The sequence below is a fragment of the Streptococcus sp. 714 genome (assembly GCF_013277115.1).
In the GTDB taxonomy this organism is placed as follows: Bacteria; Bacillota; Bacilli; order Lactobacillales; family Streptococcaceae; genus Streptococcus.
Window position 1 is genome coordinate 72,371 of sequence record NZ_VMMH01000003.1, and the last position, 16,722, is coordinate 89,092.

Sequence of the window (16,722 nt, forward strand, 5' to 3'; positions counted from 1 at the left end):
ATGAATGAACTAGATTTGACCAACACACAGGCAATTATCTTTTCCGTGGTATTGATTGGCTTGCTGCTTTATCTAAACCACCGAGACCGCCAAAAAAGCGCTCAAATGGAGCGAGAAAACCAACAGACGATAGAAACACCTAGCGAGGATTTAAACCCTGATTATGGGCGTTATATCCAGCTTGCAGGGGTCAATGTGTGGGGAGGAACTGAATGAGCCTATCAGAGAATGACAAACGAGTATTAAGACTAATCAAGGTAGGGGCTGAGAACTCCATAACAGGGGCAGAAATCAGCCTGATCACTAAGCTAGCAGAAAGAACCGTGCAAGATATTATCAGCCGTCTAATCACGCGCCATAGTGTTCCTATTGTTGGGGTTCGCCATGGGACATTTAGAGGATATTTTATCCCAGCTAACAAAGAGGAGCTACTGGACGGAGCAAAGGCATTCTATAACCAAGTACAGGAAGAACAGAAACGCCTAACTGTCCTTTTGAATGCTGATTTAGAGAGTTACAAAGAAACCTTGAAGGAGGTGGGCGGATATGTTTAGCCTAAGCCGAGAAAGCGAGCAAGACCTAGCGCATGGCATTCTGGAGGTAGTGGAAAGATACCTGGAAGCGCGTGATACAGTCAAACCACGACTGACAGGCTTAATATCAGCCCAAGAAGTTATGGATGAGTTAGATATAAAATATATGACACTCCAAAAGTGGGAAAAAGCTGGGCTAAGACGATACCAGCCCCCACTAGAAGATACTAGGAAAATCTATTATAGAATTTCTGACTTGATGAAGTTTCTGGGGGTGGAGCATGGCAATTTACGAGGCTAAAGGATTTCAAAATAATCTAGTCTATCCATTTGATAAGATTGAGCCGTTTGAGTATATTGAACGTTTTAAGCCTTTGGTAGTCCCTGAAGGGGCAGAAATTGAAGACTTCAAACGTACACAAGCACCATACTGTATCAGTGGGAAAGTGACACCAGAAAAGAATGGCAGTTACAAGCGAAACAATTCCAGTCTAATCAATCGGGATTTGATTTTCCTTGATTATGACGATATACAGGGGACGTCTGAGGACTTCATAGAAGCCGTTTCTAGCGCCTTGTTTGGCTACTCCTATATCTTATACCCGACTATTAAACATAGCTTAGAAAAGCCCCGTTTTCGCCTTGTAGTGAAGCCTGACAACGTGATGAATGAGGCAACCTATAAGCAGGTAGTGAAAGAGATTGCTGATAAGATTGGGCTACCCTTTGACATGGCCAGTCTAACCTGGTCACAACTCCAAGGGCTACCAGTAACAACAGGCGACCCAGCAAGTTATCAAAAGATTGTGGAGCATGGTCTAGATTATCCAGTCCCCAAGGTTGAACCAAGAGCGAAGCAAGGAACTACTGAGCTTTACAAGCCTAGAGCAAGTGGCCAGAGGTCAATGACTATGAGGATCATTGACACGCTTTTTAATGGCTTTGGAGACGAGGGAGGGCGCAACGTAGCACTGACACGCTTTGTAGGCTTACTCTTTAATAAGTGGGTTGATTGTGACCTAGAGACCGCCTATGAACTTACTAAGATAGCCAATAGCGTGACAGTTGAACCATTGCCTATTGAAGAGCTAGACCGCACTTTTAGCAGTATAGCACGGGCTGAATATAGAAAGAGAGGATAGAACCATAGAACTAGAAGAATTAGGAAACCTAGAAAGTGAAATCTTAGAGGCGCGTGAAAGCGAAGATAAGCACTTTAAGACTTTCAAAGGTGTTAGGGGACAGCTTATCAAAGAGTGTCAAGAAATCAAGGACAAGGCTTATCAGCAAGCTTATGAAGAAGTTATGGCAGACAGCAAACACCTTGAAAATGTAAAGGCAGGCAGGTTGACCGAGGCCCAGCATGAAGAACTAGCCCAGCAGAAAGGCGAGGAAAAGAGCAGTAAGGCCTTACCAACTAATCCGCTGGGAGTTGCTATTATGTTAAAAAAGTACGTCCGATTTATTAGAATTAAGCCAGAGGCACAAGGGCAAAAAGCCCCATTATATTTCTATAATCCTGATTTTGGTATCTGGTTAGAGGATAATGAATTTTTGCAAGATCTTATTTCTGTCATTTATCCAAACGCAACGGAAAAACAGGCATTTGATACGCTTTATAAAATAGCTAGACAGAGCCAAATGAGGGAAATCCAAGGCAATTATACTGTAATTGGGAAACAGCTATACAATGCTAAGACAGGCATTTTTGAAGAAACGACACCAGAGATTACAGCAACAAGAAAGATAAAAACAGGTTATAGCCCTGGAGCAGAAGAGCCTATAATTAACGGCTGGAAGCCGACAGCTTGGCTTTTAGAGTTGTTTGACGGTGACAAGGAGCTTTATAACCTTGCTATCCAGATTATAAAAGCAAGCGTCACAGGGCAGTCTTTGCAAAAAAATCTTTTGGCTTTTCGGTGAAGGTGGAACAGGAAAAGGAACTTTTCAGCAGTTACTTATAAACCTAGTTGGTATGGAAAATGTGGCAAGTTTGAAGATCACTGGTTTAACAAAAAGTCAATTTTCAACGTCTATATTATTGGGAAAGTCGCTTGTAATCGGTGATGATGTACAAAAGGACGCAGTAATTAGAGACACTTCAGATATGTTTAGCTTAGCAACAGGCGACATAATGACCATAGAGGACAAAGGGAAACGCCCTTATAGCATACGCCTTAATATGACGGTAGTACAATCTTCTAATGGTTTACCAAGAATGAACGGGGATAAATCAGCTATTGATAGGCGATTTAGAATTTTACCTTTTACCAAAATATTCAAAGGTAATCCTAACAAGGCTATCAAAGACGATTACATTAACCGCAAAGAAGTGCTGGAGTACCTGGTTAAGTTGGCTATTGAAACACCAATCGCTGACATTAACCCTACGAAGTCTATTGAAATACTTGAAGAACACCATAAGGACATGAACCCCGTTATTGATTTTGTTTCTAAGTTTTTTACTGATGAATTGACAAGTGAGTTTATTCCTAATAGTTTTGTCTATCACGTTTGGAAAGGTTTCCTAGAATACTATGGTATTAAAGAAAACAGGTCAGAAATGGGCTTACATCGAGAAATCAAAAGCAACCTGCCAGAAGGTTTCGCAGTTGGCCAGAAGGTTATCCCTGCAGGGCAACAGATCCATAAAGGTTTTTATCCTAAAGAAGACCTACCGCCGTTTGCAAGCGTAGCCTATGCTAATGGTAGGGCAACACCCGAAAAGCAGAAAAAGCCAAAGAATGAACGCGGGTATTACAACCATTGGCCAGAGTACAAAAAGAGAAGGAAAAGAAAATAAGAATTTTATACACTTTACACAGTAGGGCAAAAATTTTATACACTTAAAAACGTTGTCATATCAAGGGTTTTATACACTTTATACGAAAAACACGGAAATAAAAAAATTTCCTTATATTATGTTTTAAAAATGGGGTCCCTATTATCCCTATATATGTTTTTATTTTAATGTATAAAGCGTATAAAGTGTATAAAACAATAGCAAAACCCTTGGCATTACTGACTTTATTTTTTATACACTTTTAAAAACAAGTGTATAAAATTTGTAAGAAGCGTATAAAAAAGGGGACAGAAAAATCAATTAAGTACAAAAGGAGTAAAAAACATGAAAATTAAACTATTTTTTTATTACAAATGGCAACAATCACTAGAAAATTTTGAACAGGAAGTAAATGATTTTATGGCGACCGTGCAGGTAATTGATGTAAAACATTCAACCGCAACCGTAGGAGATAGTGATGGTATGGGTGCGATTGCTGGTTTGCTAGTATTATACAGATAACAAAATGGGGTAGATAGTACCGACCCCCTTGCAATGGTGTAACTACTAGTGACACCCTTAAAACAGAAAGAGGAAAAACAACATGACATTAAAAACATTTTCAGATAAAGCAAAAACATTCACTTTCACTTACTATTTTTGTGATCAGGCGACCGCTCAAGTAGCAGGTCACGCGCTACTGGGATATATGACTGGAACATATTGCCAGCCTGTAATCTCATTGACCTACAAGGATAAGGGAACGCTTGTCGCTGAGTATGTGGAAGATCACAAGCTAAACAAGACTTTCAAGCGTATTTGTGATAGCTTTAAAGACTACCATAAACAACCAGAAGAGGCTGAAGCATTTGAGGAACGTTATAAACGGGAGCGCGTGCTTCAACTCAAAGAGTCAGAGGACTTTGAAAGTTTGCTGGAGAAAGTAACAGACTACGAGCTGGAACTATTAGACTATGCTGATCGCTTGCTTTCTGATAAGCCTATCCCTATGGACTCTATGACTGCTTTTGGTACGTTGGAAATGCTGGGCGATGAAAGTATTAGCCTACTCCAAAAGTTGGACGTAGAGGGCGAATATAAAGGCCTTGCTGGTTATACAGAGCATTTGAAGTAGAACACAGGGGAGCAATCCCCTTTTTGCTATCAAGTCAATAGTTTTGGGTTTTTCCATATAGGGGGAAATAATGAAGCAGTTAGCAATAGAAACAATCACTAAACCAATGAAGCTGAGAGGAATATCTAAGGGTATAGCAGAGTTGGACGGTCAACGTTTAGAGATTGATTTGGATAGTTTAATGATTGATTTTGGTGGAGAATCATTTGAATTAGACAGAATAGCAGGTACTAAGGGAGGTAATCGATATTTCTTTCTTTGCCCTGATTGTGGGAGACGGTGCAGGTTGCTTTATAAACGGTATTTGTATTTTAGTTGCGGTACTTGTCTAGATATCCACAAGAGCACTCTGAACCGCAGTAAAACGGATTGCCAATATTACTGGGAGCTTGCGCTTAGGGAAGCTAGAAAGGTAGAACCAGGGTGGAGTCCTAGACGTGGTGGATATATGTTTGATAGTTTCCCTGAAAGACCAAAGTATATGAAGCGTGACAGGTATCATAAGCACTATAAGAAGTTTTTGAAGTATACTAAAAAAGGGGATAGATTTTGGCTGAATGGTTCGAGATTGTGAGACAATATGAAGTAGTGTGTAATTTACCAAACGAACACCGTATAAGGGGGAAATATGGAGCGCGATAGCCAAGGGAGGTTTTTGCCGGGCAATCAAGTAGCAAAAGGCAACAAGGGCAATAGAAAGCCCAAATATGGCAATAGCAACGCTTTGAAGCATGGACTACGCAGAGGATATACTGGACTGTTACCAAGCCGAGAAGGTGGGGTATCTATATATAAAAATGGTGCATATCTTGGAACACTACCAGACAAGTATTTTAACCATTCTGAAGATGGAGCGCTTTGGGTAGATTATAGCGCGTATCAGTATCTTGTATTAGTTTGTGGCTTGCCTGAAAGTATGTTTAGCGAACCAGAGGAATGGTAAGGGTGTATATACTTGAACTCCGAGCGAACGCCGAGAAAGTGGCTATATCCCCCTATCATTTATCAAGCAGATAAGAGCAATAATAACCCTCCTTAACTCCCCTTATTTTCCTACCAAATGATAAGGAGATAAGAGCAGTTTAAAAGTCTGTTATTTTGGATTTGTTGCTTACCAAATGATAAGCAGATAAGCAAAGAAATAACTTGCCTTAATTGCTTGCAGAATGACAAGGAAATAAGGGAGATAAAAACGTCCCTTAATTGCCTATCAAACCATAAGGAGATATGGGGGCTATCTCCCTCCCCACGCGCTTCTATGAGCTTCACACCGTCATTGTACATTTTTTCTCATGGGAAAGCATTTGAAGCTAGAGCGAACATAGAGAAATAGCAAAAAAGCCAAGGCGCTCCGCCTCAGCTATAATCTCAATAATATTATATCATGAAGGAGCGAACTAATGGAGCTGGATAAGTTTAAAACGATGATGAACGTAAGAGAGCGGATGACTTACTTTCTGAGGTTCCAGAGGATGGCAGGGAGTGAAAACCAAGTTAGTATCGATGAAGAGGCTTGGAAACTTGTCTTACCTGATCAGTGGAATTTGAGCGGTGAGCATGAAAAAGCAATCCGTGAGGGATTGGAAATATTCGCCCAAGACATCAACAGTATAGAGCACGACCGAGCTAGAAAATACTTCATTATCCATTATTGCTATATGAGAAAGAAAACAATAAGTGAATGCGTAGAGATGGCAGGTACTAGCTCCACTAGTTATCACCGATACAAACAGATAGCTGTTTTAAACTTTGCGAGAATCCACCAGAACGGAGAGTTAGAAGTGTATAAGTAGGCAAATGTAGGCTGAGACTTCATATTCGCCCCCTATTTTGCTTTGTTTCGTACTGGACAACTAAAAAACACCATGGATAAACTACAAGCCCTCAGAAACGAATCTGGGGGCTTTTGTGAGGTCATAATCTTATAAACCACGCGCTTCATGGTATAATATACCTATCAGCAACCAGCAATAAAAAAAGCACGTTTGACCGTGCTAGTTTCTTGCCTGCTGAACTCGTTAAATCTTAGCCCTTTTGTGGGGCTTTTTTGCTCCCCTTTTTGCGTACTTTGGGGGAGCAAGTAGTAAATAGTAATGTTAGTAATTTTTATTAAAAAGCGCGTGATATAAGGGTTAGGAAGCTCTAAAGAAACATAAAACAAGCAGTTCTTGATTATACTACAAAATCGGCCTTTTGGGTAATAGAATCTCACTTTTTTTGGTATAATGGTAAGCAATAATGGACTAGAAAGAACAAAGATGCAAGATAAAATTGTTATTCATGGGGCGCGTGCCCATAATTTAAAAAATATTGATGTGGAGATTCCACGAGACAAGTTGGTTGTCGTAACCGGCTTGTCAGGTTCAGGGAAATCCAGTCTGGCCTTTGATACCCTTTATGCGGAGGGGCAACGTCGCTATGTGGAGAGTTTGTCAGCCTACGCTCGCCAGTTCTTGGGAAATATGGAGAAGCCTGATGTAGATGCTATTGATGGTCTCAGCCCAGCTATTTCCATCGACCAGAAAACGACTAGTAAAAACCCTCGCTCGACCGTGGGAACGACGACTGAAATCAATGATTATTTGCGTCTCCTCTACGCACGTGTGGGGACGCCTTACTGTATCAACGGTCATGGAGCTATCAAGGCCTCTTCTGTGGAGCAAATCGTGGATAAGGTTTTGGAGTTACCTGAACGCCAGCGCCTGCAGATTTTGGCCCCTGTCATCCGCAAGAAAAAAGGCCAACATAAGAGTGTTATTGAGAAGGTTCAGAAAGACGGTTATGTTCGTGTCCGTGTGGATGGGGAAGTCTATGATGTGACCGAAGTGCCAGAGCTGTCTAAGAGCAAGCAACACAATATCGATGTTGTGGTTGACCGTATTGTCATCAAGGAGGGTATCCGTAGTCGTCTCTTTGATTCCATTGAGGCTGCCCTTCGTATTGCAGAAGGTTATGTCATTATCGACACGATGGACGATTCGGAGTTGCTCTTCTCTGAGCATTATGCTTGCCCAGTTTGTGGCTTTACTGTTCCAGAGTTAGAGCCACGTCTCTTCTCCTTCAATGCTCCTTTTGGTTCTTGTAGTGAGTGTGATGGTTTGGGTATTAAGCTGGAGGTGGATACTGATTTGGTAGTGCCAGATGCCAGCAAAACGCTACGTGAGGGAGCCTTGGCTCCTTGGAATCCTATCTCATCCAACTACTATCCAAACATGCTAGAGCAGGCTATGACAGCCTTTGGAGTGGATATGGATAAGCCTTTTGAGGACTTGTCAGAAGAAGACAAGAACTTGATTCTCTACGGTTCAGATGGCAAGGAATTCCATTTCCATTATGAGAATGAATTTGGTGGTGTGCGCGATATCGACATTCCGTTTGAGGGAGTTGTCAATAATATCAAGCGTCGCTATCACGAGACAAACAGCGATTACACGCGCACCCAGATGCGCCTCTACATGAATGAGCTGACTTGTGGAACCTGTCACGGCTATCGTCTCAATGATCAGGCCTTGTCTGTCCGTGTGGGTGGCGAGCAAGGGCCACATATCGGAGAAATCTCAGACCTGTCTATCGCAGACCACTTGGACTTGGTAAGCCAGTTGACTCTATCTGAAAATGAAGCCATCATTGCTCGGCCGATTCTCAAGGAAATCAAGGATCGCTTGAGTTTCCTTAATAACGTGGGTCTTAACTATCTAACCCTGTCGCGTTCGGCAGGTACCCTTTCAGGTGGGGAAAGTCAGCGCATTCGTTTGGCGACCCAGATTGGTTCCAACCTATCAGGTGTCCTTTATATATTAGATGAGCCATCGATTGGGCTTCACCAGAGGGATAATGACCGCCTGATTGCCAGTCTGAAAAAGATGCGTGACTTGGGCAATACTCTTATCGTGGTGGAACACGACGAAGATACCATGCGTGAGGCGGATTATCTGATTGACGTTGGTCCCGGTGCCGGTGTTTTTGGTGGAGAGATTGTCGCTGCAGGTACGCCCAAGCAGGTAGCTCGCAACAGCAAGTCTATCACAGGCCAGTACTTGTCAGGTAAACGTGCTATTCCAGTACCAGAAGAGCGCCGTGCCGGAAATGGTCGTTTTATCGATGTTACAGGAGCGCGTGAGAACAACCTGCAAAATGTCACAGCTCGCTTCCCACTAGGAAAATTCATCGCAGTGACAGGGGTATCGGGTTCAGGGAAATCGACCTTAATCAACAGCATCCTCAAAAAAGCCATTGCTCAAAAACTCAACCGCAATTCAGACAAACCTGGTAAATTCAAAACCATCACAGGGATTGAGCATGTCGACCGCTTGATTGATATTGACCAGAGTCCTATCGGACGAACGCCGAGGTCCAACCCAGCTACCTATACAGGAGTTTTTGACGACATCCGTGACCTCTTTGCCCAGACAAATGAGGCCAAGATTCGAGGTTACAAGAAGGGGCGTTTCAGTTTCAATGTCAAGGGTGGTCGTTGTGAAGCCTGCTCAGGTGATGGGATCATCAAGATTGAGATGCACTTCTTGCCAGATGTTTATGTAGCTTGTGAGGTCTGTCACGGAACCCGCTACAACAGTGAGACCCTAGAAGTTCATTACAAGGAAAAAAATATTTCGCAGATCTTGGATATGACTGTCAATGATGCGGTGGAATTCTTCCAACATATTCCGAAAATTCAACGCAAACTTCAGACCATCAAGGATGTGGGACTGGGATATGTAACGCTAGGGCAACCAGCTACCACCCTTTCTGGGGGAGAAGCCCAGCGTATGAAGTTGGCTAGTGAACTTCACAAACGATCGACAGGAAAATCTTTCTACATTCTGGATGAGCCAACGACAGGGCTGCATACTGAGGATATTGCTCGCTTACTTAAAGTCTTGGCTCGCTTTGTAGACGATGGCAATACAGTTCTCGTCATTGAGCACAATCTGGATGTTATCAAGACAGCAGACCATATTATTGATTTGGGTCCTGAGGGCGGTGTCGGCGGTGGAACCATCATCGCAACAGGAACTCCAGAAGAAGTAGCGGCCAATGAAGCCAGCTACACAGGACACTATTTGAAAGGAAAGTTACATCATGAATAAACGTGTACAAGCATTTCTCGCTAAAATGCAAGAAAAAGAACTGGATGGAATCATCATCAATAACCTAAAAAATGTTTACTACTTAACAGGTTTTTGGGGCTCAAACGGAACAGTCTTCATCAGCCGTGACCGCCAGGTCTTGGTGACGGATTCTCGCTATATCATCGCAGCCAAGCAAGAAACCAGTGGTTTTGAGATTGTGGCTGACCGTGATGAATTGGCTGTCATTGCAGGCATTGTCAAGGATATGGGCTTGTCTCGAATTGGTTTTGAGGACGAGATTTCGGTCTCTTATTATCACCGTATGCAGGCAACTTTTGAAGGAATTGACTTACTTCCACAAACTCAGTTTGTTGAAGGTCTTCGTATGATTAAGGATGAAGCGGAGATTGCAGCTATTCGCAAGGCTTGTTCTATCTCAGACCAAGCTTTCGGCGATGCGCTTGACTTTATTAAGCCAGGAAAGACTGAAATTGAGATTGCCAACTTCCTTGACTTCCGCATGCGTGAGTTGGGAGCATCTGGCTTATCTTTTGATACGATTCTAGCTAGTGGTATCAACTCTTCCAAACCCCATGCCCATCCTATGCACAAACCAGTGGAGCTAGGAGAAGCCATTACTATGGACTTCGGTTGCCTTTATGACCACTATGTCAGTGATATGACACGGACTATCTATCTAGGGCATGTTAGCGACGAGCAAGCAGAGATTTACAATACGGTCCTCAAAGCCAACCAAGCTCTGATTGACCAATCTAAGGCTGGCTTAGGTTTCCGTGACTTTGACAAAATTCCTCGAGATATTATCATCGAGGCAGGCTATGGCGACTACTTTACCCACGGTATAGGACACGGTATTGGACTGGATATCCATGAGGAACCATACTTTAGCCAGACTTCTACAGAAACTATTAAGGCAGGTATGGCCTTGACAGATGAACCAGGTATCTATATCGAAGGCAAATATGGCGTTCGTATTGAGGATGATATCCTGATTACAGAGACAGGTTGTGAATTGTTGACCCTAGCTCCAAAAGAGTTGATAGTCATTTAGTTATTTGTCAAGAAAAAAGTACGAAAATGACGGAAAAAGTCAAAAAAATTTTAAAATAGGTCGCAAGTCGGATGTTTTTTATGGTATAATAGACTAAACTGATAGTAACATGTAGCGAAAGGGGTAGGTACATGATTAAAATTTATACAGTCTCAAGTTGCACTAGCTGTAAAAAAGCAAAAACCTGGCTCAATGCCCACCAGTTAAGTTATAAAGAACAAAATCTTGGTAAAGAAGGAATTACGAGAGAAGAATTATTGGATATTCTGACAAAAACAGATAACGGAATAGCCAGCATCGTCTCATCTAAAAATCGCTATGCCAAAGCCCTTGGAGTGGATATTGAAGATTTGAGTGTCAATGAAGTCCTCAATCTGATTATGGAAACACCGAGAATTTTAAAGAGCCCAATCCTTGTAGATGAAAAACGCCTACAAGTTGGCTACAAGGAAGACGATATTCGTGCCTTCCTACCACGCTCTGTCCGTAATGTAGAAAATGCAGAAGCACGTTTGCGTGCAGCTCTATAAACATCAAGGCTGGGAGCAATTCTCAGTCTTGTTCTGTTTTAATCTGAAAAAGAAAGAAGAGAGAAATGAAAAAAATTGTTCTTGTTAGTCTAGCTTTCCTTTTTGTCCTGGCTGGTTGTGGACAGAAAAAAGAAACTGGAACAGCTACAAAAACAGAAAAAGATACGCTTCAGTCGGCATTGCCAGTTATTGAAAATGCTGAGAAGAATACAGTTGTCACCAAGACTTTGGTCTTGCCCAAGTCAGGTGATGGTAGCCAGCAAACCCAAATCATTATTTATAAAGACAAAACTTTTTTGAGCTTAACGATTCAACAAAAGCGTCCAGTCTCAGATGAGCTGAAGACTTATATTGACCAACATGGAGTGGAAGAAACTCAAAAAGCTCTTCTCGAGGCGGAAGAGAAAGACGAATCCATCATAGAAGCTCGTAAATTGGCAGGCTTTAAGCTTGAAACCAAATTATTAAGTGCAACAGAACTTCAAACAACGACTAGTTATGATTTTCAAGTTTTGGATGTCAAGAAGGCTTCTCAGTTAGAATATTTGAAGAACATTGGTTTAGAAAATCTCTTGAAGAATGAACCAAGCAAATATATTTCAGACAGATTGGCAAATGGCGCGACAGAACAATAGAAAATCCAAATAAATAGACTGCCTGAATTGTAGAAGGTAAGGAATTATGCTATAATGGTACTATTCTAAGGAAAGAGGGTGTTAGAATGGGATTTACTGAAGAAACAGTACGTTTTAAATTGGACGATTCCAATAAAAAAGAAATTAGCGAAACTTTGACTGATGTCTATGCTTCGTTGAACGATAAGGGCTACAACCCAATTAACCAAATCGTAGGTTACGTATTGAGTGGAGACCCTGCCTACGTTCCTCGTTATAATAATGCACGAAATCAAATCCGTAAGTATGAGCGTGATGAAATCGTTGAGGAGTTGGTTCGCTACTACCTAAAAGGACAAGGAGTCAATCTGTAACCTATGAGAATTATGGGATTGGACGTCGGTTCAAAAACGGTAGGGGTGGCGATTAGTGATCCGCTCGGTTTTACAGCTCAAGGACTTGAAATCATCCAAATCAATGAGGAGCAAGGCCAATTTGGTTTTGACCGCGTTAAGGAGTTGGTTGATACTTACAAGGTGGAACGATTTGTAGTGGGCCTGCCTAAAAACATGAACAATACAAGCGGACCGCGCGTGGAAGCTAGTCAAGCATACGGAGCAAAGCTAGAAGAGCTTTTTGGTTTACCAGTAGACTATCAAGATGAACGCTTGACAACAGTTGCTGCAGAGCGCATGTTGATTGAACAAGCAGATATCAGTCGCAATAAGCGAAAGAAAGTCATTGATAAGTTAGCAGCTCAGCTGATTTTACAAAATTATTTAGATAGAAAATTTTAATATAAAGGAGAGGCTATGTCACACGATCATAACCACGACCACGAAGAACGTGAATTAATTACACTAGTAGATGAGCAAGGAAATGAAACCTTGTTTGAAATCCTTTTGACGATTGACGGAAAAGAAGAATTTGGTAAAAACTATGTTCTTCTAGTACCAGTTAACGCAGAAGAAGACGAAGACGGACAAGTTGAAATCCAAGCTTACTCATTCATTGAAAACGAAGATGGAACAGAAGGCGAATTGCAACCAATCCCAGAAGACTCAGAAGACGAATGGAACATGATTGAAGAAGTCTTCAACAGCTTTATGGAGGAGTAAACACGTCCTGTGGACGTGTTTAGCCCTGCGCTAGAAATTAGAAATGCAGGCAGTCCAGTGGATATTTTTACCCCAACTCCTAGAAATTGGAAGAGTTGGAACGTCCGGGGGATGTTTTTAGCCTGACGCTAAAAATAAAAACCGTCAGTAAGTCTGGGAGACTGTATCACCCCAACTCCTGAAAATTAGAAGAGTTGGAACGTCCGGTGGATATTTTCACCCCACATTAAAATTTATAGTGGCTAGTTATTAGTTAACCAGGTAAGAGGTTGGGACGAAAATCCTGACCTCATTTTTTGTTATCTACGGAATTTTGCTAGGTAATTAATTGGACTTTTGTCAAGGAGATGTGTATGTTTGAAGTCGAAGAATGGCTCCATAGTCGTATTGGTTTGAATTTTCGATCAGGTTTGGGCCGAATGCAAGAAGCGGTGGATTTGTTAGGAAATCCCGAGAAGTCTTACCCTATTATCCACGTAACAGGAACTAATGGAAAAGGTTCTACCATTGCTTTTATGAAGGAATTATTTATGGGGCATGGAAAGAAAGTTGCGACCTTTACCTCTCCTCATATCGTCTCTATCAATGACCGAATCTGCATTAATGGGCAACCAATAGCTGATGCAGACTTTATCCGTTTAGCTGAGCAGGTCAAGGAGATGGAAAAGACGCTTCTGCAAACCCATGATCAATTGTCTTTTTTTGAATTGCTGACCTTGATTGCTTTTCTTTATTTTAGGGAGCAAGAGGTGGATTTGGTTTTACTAGAAGTGGGAATTGGTGGATTACTTGACACGACCAATGTGGTAACTGGAGAGATTGCTGTCATCACCTCCATCGGCCTTGATCATCAGGAGACCTTGGGTGATAGTCTAGAAGCAATTGCAGAGCAAAAAGCTGGCATTTTCAAGGCTGGCAAGAAGGCAGTGATTGCCAAATTGCCTCCAGAAGCTAGTCTTGTTTGTCAGGAAAAAGCGGAATCTTTAGCTGCTGACCTTTATCAGGCAGGCCAGGATTTTTCAATGCTGAATGGTGATTTTTCAAGTTCTTTAGGAACCCTCTCACAGTTGAAAATAGGCTTGGAAGGAGCCTATCAGCAGGAAAATGCGGCCTTGGCGTTGCAAGTATTTCTTCTCTTTATGAGAGAAGGAAAGGAAGTTGTTGATGAGCAGGCTGTAAGACAGGCTTTAGCGAAGACCCATTGGGCTGGTCGTTTGGAGCGTATTCGTCCGCAGATATACTTGGATGGTGCTCATAACCTCCCTGCCTTGACTCGCTTGGTTGAGTTTATCAAAGAAAAAGAGCAGGAAGGCTATCGTCCTCAAATCTTATTTGGAGCCTTGAAACGTAAGGATTATCAAGGGATGTTGGGTTATCTGACTGAAAATTTACCTCAAGTGGAACTCAAGGTGGCTGGCTTTGACTATCAGGGTGCTTTGGACGAAAAGGATGTGTTAGGTTATGATGTAATTCCTTCTTACCGAGAATTTATTAGTAGTTTTGAAGAAAGAAGCGACGCGCAGGACTTATTGTTCGTCACAGGGTCTCTCTATTTTATATCAGAAGTACGGAGTCACCTACAGGAGCATGAGCAGATAAATTGACCTCCTTTTTTGAACTTGTTATACTAGGGGAACTGCCAGTTAGAAGAAAATTGCTCTAAATTGGTAGAAGAAAGGAAATTCATCATGAAATTAAAAACATTCACACTTTCTCTTGCTTCTTTAGCAAGTCTTAGTCTCTTAGTAGCTTGTTCACAAAGAACTCAACAGGTTCAACAACCAGCAGCTCAACCGCAAACACAACAAACTCAGCAATCACAACCTGCTACTTCATCTTCTACAGAAAATACAAACCAGGCAGCAACAAGTTCTTCACAAAATACAGTTACAGCTCAACCAACCAATATTGATGGAACTTATACTGGTCAGGATGAAGGAGACCGCATCACTTTAGTGGTAACTGGAACAACTGGTACATGGACACAGGTAGAAACTGACGGAGATCAAGAAATCAAACAGGTCAGCTTCGATCCAGCCAATCAACGCATGATTATTGGTGATGATGCCAAGATTTATGCAATCAATGGCAATCAGATGATTATTGACGATATGGATAGAGACGCGTCTGATCGCATCGTTTTATCAAAATAAACTAGAAGGAGACTGGATTTTTCGGTCTCTTTTATGATTACTCAGAAAAATGATCATAAATACTTGCCTTCTATCGAATACCTGAGTTATACTAGTATCAATTACCTGTTTTTAGCATTCAAAATATCAAGGAGGGGATATGAAATATAGGAAATTTCAATTATTGATGTCCAAGTATGGCTTTAGTCTTTCAATTATGCTACTTGAACTGTGTCTTGTTTTTGGTCTCTTTCTTTATTTAGGGCGGATGGCTCCTATCCTATGGGTTATTCTCTTAATCTTTATGAGTATGGCGACTATCGTCGCAATTGTCAATCGCTCCATGGCGCCTGAAAGCAAAGTAATGTGGTTAGTGGTGACTTTTGTTCCTGTTATTGGTCCTTTGCTCTATCTAATGTTTGGTGAAAGGCGATTGTCCAAAAAAGAAATCAAGCAGTTGAACAGACTTGGTTCCATGCATTTTCGGGAAGATAACAGTAAAGCACTCCGCCAGAAATTGAAGGAAGAGGATAAGGCGGCTTACGGAGTTATCAAATCTTTGTTGAGTATGGATAGCAATGCCGATGTATATGATCGAACCGACTCACAATTCTTTTCTTCGGGTGAAAGCATGTGGCAACATATGTTGGAAGACCTCAAGAAAGCGGAAAAGTTTATCTTTCTAGAGTACTATATTGTTGAAGAAGGTCTGATGTGGAATAGCATACTAGACATACTAGAGCAAAAGGCAGCTCAGGGTGTAGAGGTCAAGATGCTCTATGATGATATCGGCTGTATGGCGACTTTACCTGGAGATTATACTATTCAGCTTCGTAGTCGAGGAATTGAAGCCCATAAGTTTAACAAGGTAATTCCTCGTCTGACGGTGGCTTACAATAATCGGGACCATCGTAAAATCCTTGTCATAGATGGTCAGGTAGCTTATACAGGAGGCATTAACTTAGCCGATGAGTACATCAATCATGTAGAACGCTTTGGCTACTGGAAGGACAGTGGGATTCGCTTAGATGGTCTTGGTGTTAAGGCTCTCACCCGTCTCTTTTTGATGACTTGGTACATCAATCGTGGGGAAATCAGCGATTTTGACCAGTATCACTTGGAAAACCAACCTTGTTCTGGTCAAGGACTCTGCATTCCTTACGGTAGTGGACCCAAGCCCATCTTCCGTACCCAGGTAGGGAAAAAAGTTTATCAAAGTTTGATTAATCAGGCTACTGATTTAGTCTATATCACAACCCCCTATTTGATTATTGACTATGACTTAACAGAGAGTATTAAAAATGCGGCCATGAGGGGTGTTGATGTCCGCATTGTAACACCTTTCATTCCGGATAAAAAATTAATCCAACTCATCACGAGAGGGGCCTATCCGGATTTGTTGTCAGCAGGAGTAAGGATTTTTGAGTATAGTCCAGGCTTTATCCACAGTAAACAAATCCTAGTGGATAAGGATTTTGCTACAGTTGGAACCATTAACTTAGATTATAGAAGTTTGCTTCACCATTATGAAAATGCAGTCTTGCTATATAAAACAGAATCAATCACAGAGATTCAAAAAGATTTTCAAGAGATTTTTTCAGTATCGCAAGAAATTTTCCCTCATACGATAAAAAATAGCTGGTATCAAAAATTGATTAAGGAAATTGCCCAGTTATTTGCCCCAATCTTATAAGAAATCTAGGACTGAGGACACAAACCAGTCCTATTTTTCTT

General features: G+C 41.6%; 19 protein-coding genes and 1 pseudogene. All 20 read left to right on the top strand.

All coding sequences use genetic code 11. The annotated features are described in order from the left end of the window. The 20 genes and pseudogenes from HT718_RS00775 to cls all read left to right on the top strand — a co-directional run bounded on the left by HT718_RS00775 (position 1) and on the right by cls (position 16,681). Entirely contained in the window at positions 1-216 is a 216-nt protein-coding gene (locus HT718_RS00775) for a hypothetical protein (RefSeq protein WP_173266646.1), read from the top strand. Further along, entirely contained in the window at positions 213-554 is a 342-nt protein-coding gene (locus HT718_RS00780; RefSeq protein WP_000058832.1) for a hypothetical protein, read from the top strand. Before HT718_RS00775 ends, HT718_RS00780 begins: the two co-directional genes overlap by 4 nt. Continuing rightward, entirely contained in the window at positions 547-834 is a 288-nt protein-coding gene (locus tag HT718_RS00785; RefSeq protein ID WP_000492139.1) for a hypothetical protein, read from the top strand. Before HT718_RS00780 ends, HT718_RS00785 begins: the two co-directional genes overlap by 8 nt. Beyond that, complete coding sequence (locus HT718_RS00790; RefSeq protein ID WP_173266648.1) at positions 815-1,675, top strand: primase alpha helix C-terminal domain-containing protein; 861 nt, start codon at positions 815-817, stop codon at positions 1,673-1,675. The genes HT718_RS00785 and HT718_RS00790 overlap by 20 nt, the downstream gene beginning before the upstream one ends. Before the next feature lie 163 nt (positions 1,676-1,838). Beyond that, positions 1,839-3,336: pseudogene (locus HT718_RS00795) on the top strand (phage/plasmid primase, P4 family). Positions 3,337-3,660: 324 nt separating this feature from the next. Beyond that, positions 3,661-3,837 (top strand): hypothetical protein, encoded by a 177-nt coding sequence (locus HT718_RS00800; RefSeq protein WP_000694570.1) that lies wholly within the window; start codon positions 3,661-3,663, stop codon positions 3,835-3,837. Between the two features lie 82 nt (positions 3,838-3,919). Next, a complete protein-coding gene (locus tag HT718_RS00805; protein WP_166730635.1) occupies positions 3,920-4,450 on the top strand; it encodes a hypothetical protein in 531 nt (176 codons plus the stop codon). Between the two features lie 70 nt (positions 4,451-4,520). Next, positions 4,521-5,024, top strand: a complete 504-nt coding sequence (locus HT718_RS00810) for a hypothetical protein (RefSeq protein ID WP_173266650.1) — start codon at positions 4,521-4,523, stop codon at positions 5,022-5,024. Positions 5,025-5,078: 54 nt separating this feature from the next. Continuing rightward, positions 5,079-5,393 carry a hypothetical protein gene (locus tag HT718_RS00815; RefSeq protein WP_173266653.1) on the top strand — a complete coding sequence of 105 codons (315 nt, stop codon included), beginning with the start codon at positions 5,079-5,081 and terminating at the stop codon, positions 5,391-5,393. A 457-nt stretch (positions 5,394-5,850) separates the two neighbouring features. Then, complete coding sequence (locus HT718_RS00820) at positions 5,851-6,243, top strand: transcriptional regulator (RefSeq protein WP_173266655.1); 393 nt, start codon at positions 5,851-5,853, stop codon at positions 6,241-6,243. A gap of 465 nt (positions 6,244-6,708) precedes the next feature. Next, entirely contained in the window at positions 6,709-9,540 is a 2,832-nt protein-coding gene (gene uvrA / locus HT718_RS00825; RefSeq protein ID WP_173266658.1) for an excinuclease ABC subunit UvrA, read from the top strand. Next, the gene (locus HT718_RS00830) at positions 9,533-10,594 is read left to right on the top strand and encodes a Xaa-Pro peptidase family protein (RefSeq protein ID WP_173266659.1); all 1,062 of its coding nucleotides are present in this window, start codon (positions 9,533-9,535) and stop codon (positions 10,592-10,594) included. Before uvrA ends, HT718_RS00830 begins: the two co-directional genes overlap by 8 nt. Before the next feature lie 131 nt (positions 10,595-10,725). Continuing rightward, positions 10,726-11,124 carry a transcriptional regulator Spx gene (gene spx, locus HT718_RS00835; protein ID WP_000591165.1) on the top strand — a complete coding sequence of 133 codons (399 nt, stop codon included), beginning with the start codon at positions 10,726-10,728 and terminating at the stop codon, positions 11,122-11,124. A 65-nt stretch (positions 11,125-11,189) separates the two neighbouring features. Beyond that, complete coding sequence (locus tag HT718_RS00840; RefSeq protein WP_061088490.1) at positions 11,190-11,759, top strand: SP0191 family lipoprotein; 570 nt, start codon at positions 11,190-11,192, stop codon at positions 11,757-11,759. Positions 11,760-11,845: 86 nt separating this feature from the next. Beyond that, positions 11,846-12,112 (top strand): IreB family regulatory phosphoprotein, encoded by a 267-nt coding sequence (locus HT718_RS00845; protein ID WP_061088489.1) that lies wholly within the window; start codon positions 11,846-11,848, stop codon positions 12,110-12,112. A 3-nt stretch (positions 12,113-12,115) separates the two neighbouring features. Next, positions 12,116-12,535 carry a Holliday junction resolvase RuvX gene (gene ruvX, locus HT718_RS00850; protein WP_004239076.1) on the top strand — a complete coding sequence of 140 codons (420 nt, stop codon included), beginning with the start codon at positions 12,116-12,118 and terminating at the stop codon, positions 12,533-12,535. Positions 12,536-12,550: 15 nt separating this feature from the next. Next, a complete protein-coding gene (locus tag HT718_RS00855; protein ID WP_000017620.1) occupies positions 12,551-12,856 on the top strand; it encodes a DUF1292 domain-containing protein in 306 nt (101 codons plus the stop codon). Positions 12,857-13,209: 353 nt separating this feature from the next. Next, complete coding sequence (locus HT718_RS00860; protein WP_061088488.1) at positions 13,210-14,460, top strand: folylpolyglutamate synthase/dihydrofolate synthase family protein; 1,251 nt, start codon at positions 13,210-13,212, stop codon at positions 14,458-14,460. Between the two features lie 84 nt (positions 14,461-14,544). Then, the gene (locus tag HT718_RS00865; protein WP_173266662.1) at positions 14,545-15,009 is read left to right on the top strand and encodes an SP_0198 family lipoprotein; all 465 of its coding nucleotides are present in this window, start codon (positions 14,545-14,547) and stop codon (positions 15,007-15,009) included. A 139-nt stretch (positions 15,010-15,148) separates the two neighbouring features. After that, a complete protein-coding gene (cls, locus tag HT718_RS00870) occupies positions 15,149-16,681 on the top strand; it encodes a cardiolipin synthase (RefSeq protein ID WP_173266664.1) in 1,533 nt (510 codons plus the stop codon). Positions 16,682-16,722 lie beyond the last annotated feature (41 nt).

Bases quoted from the DNA above. Each gene is read 5' to 3' on its own strand.
- HT718_RS00790 (WP_173266648.1), top strand. From the start codon at position 815: ATGGCAATTTACGAGGCTAAAGGATTTCAAAATAATCTAGTCTATCCA.
- HT718_RS00785 (WP_000492139.1), top strand. From the start codon at position 547: ATGTTTAGCCTAAGCCGAGAAAGCGAGCAAGACCTAGCGCATGGCATT.
- HT718_RS00845 (WP_061088489.1), top strand. From the start codon at position 11,846: ATGGGATTTACTGAAGAAACAGTACGTTTTAAATTGGACGATTCCAAT.
- HT718_RS00860 (WP_061088488.1), top strand. From the start codon at position 13,210: ATGTTTGAAGTCGAAGAATGGCTCCATAGTCGTATTGGTTTGAATTTT.
- HT718_RS00800 (WP_000694570.1), top strand. From the start codon at position 3,661: ATGAAAATTAAACTATTTTTTTATTACAAATGGCAACAATCACTAGAA.
- HT718_RS00840 (WP_061088490.1), top strand. From the start codon at position 11,190: ATGAAAAAAATTGTTCTTGTTAGTCTAGCTTTCCTTTTTGTCCTGGCT.
- spx (WP_000591165.1), top strand. From the start codon at position 10,726: ATGATTAAAATTTATACAGTCTCAAGTTGCACTAGCTGTAAAAAAGCA.
- uvrA (WP_173266658.1), top strand. From the start codon at position 6,709: ATGCAAGATAAAATTGTTATTCATGGGGCGCGTGCCCATAATTTAAAA.
- HT718_RS00780 (WP_000058832.1), top strand. From the start codon at position 213: ATGAGCCTATCAGAGAATGACAAACGAGTATTAAGACTAATCAAGGTA.
- HT718_RS00830 (WP_173266659.1), top strand. From the start codon at position 9,533: ATGAATAAACGTGTACAAGCATTTCTCGCTAAAATGCAAGAAAAAGAA.
- HT718_RS00865 (WP_173266662.1), top strand. From the start codon at position 14,545: ATGAAATTAAAAACATTCACACTTTCTCTTGCTTCTTTAGCAAGTCTT.
- HT718_RS00775 (WP_173266646.1), top strand. From the start codon at position 1: ATGAATGAACTAGATTTGACCAACACACAGGCAATTATCTTTTCCGTG.
- HT718_RS00820 (WP_173266655.1), top strand. From the start codon at position 5,851: ATGGAGCTGGATAAGTTTAAAACGATGATGAACGTAAGAGAGCGGATG.
- HT718_RS00810 (WP_173266650.1), top strand. From the start codon at position 4,521: ATGAAGCAGTTAGCAATAGAAACAATCACTAAACCAATGAAGCTGAGA.
- HT718_RS00815 (WP_173266653.1), top strand. From the start codon at position 5,079: ATGGAGCGCGATAGCCAAGGGAGGTTTTTGCCGGGCAATCAAGTAGCA.
- HT718_RS00855 (WP_000017620.1), top strand. From the start codon at position 12,551: ATGTCACACGATCATAACCACGACCACGAAGAACGTGAATTAATTACA.
- ruvX (WP_004239076.1), top strand. From the start codon at position 12,116: ATGAGAATTATGGGATTGGACGTCGGTTCAAAAACGGTAGGGGTGGCG.
- cls (WP_173266664.1), top strand. From the start codon at position 15,149: ATGAAATATAGGAAATTTCAATTATTGATGTCCAAGTATGGCTTTAGT.
- HT718_RS00805 (WP_166730635.1), top strand. From the start codon at position 3,920: ATGACATTAAAAACATTTTCAGATAAAGCAAAAACATTCACTTTCACT.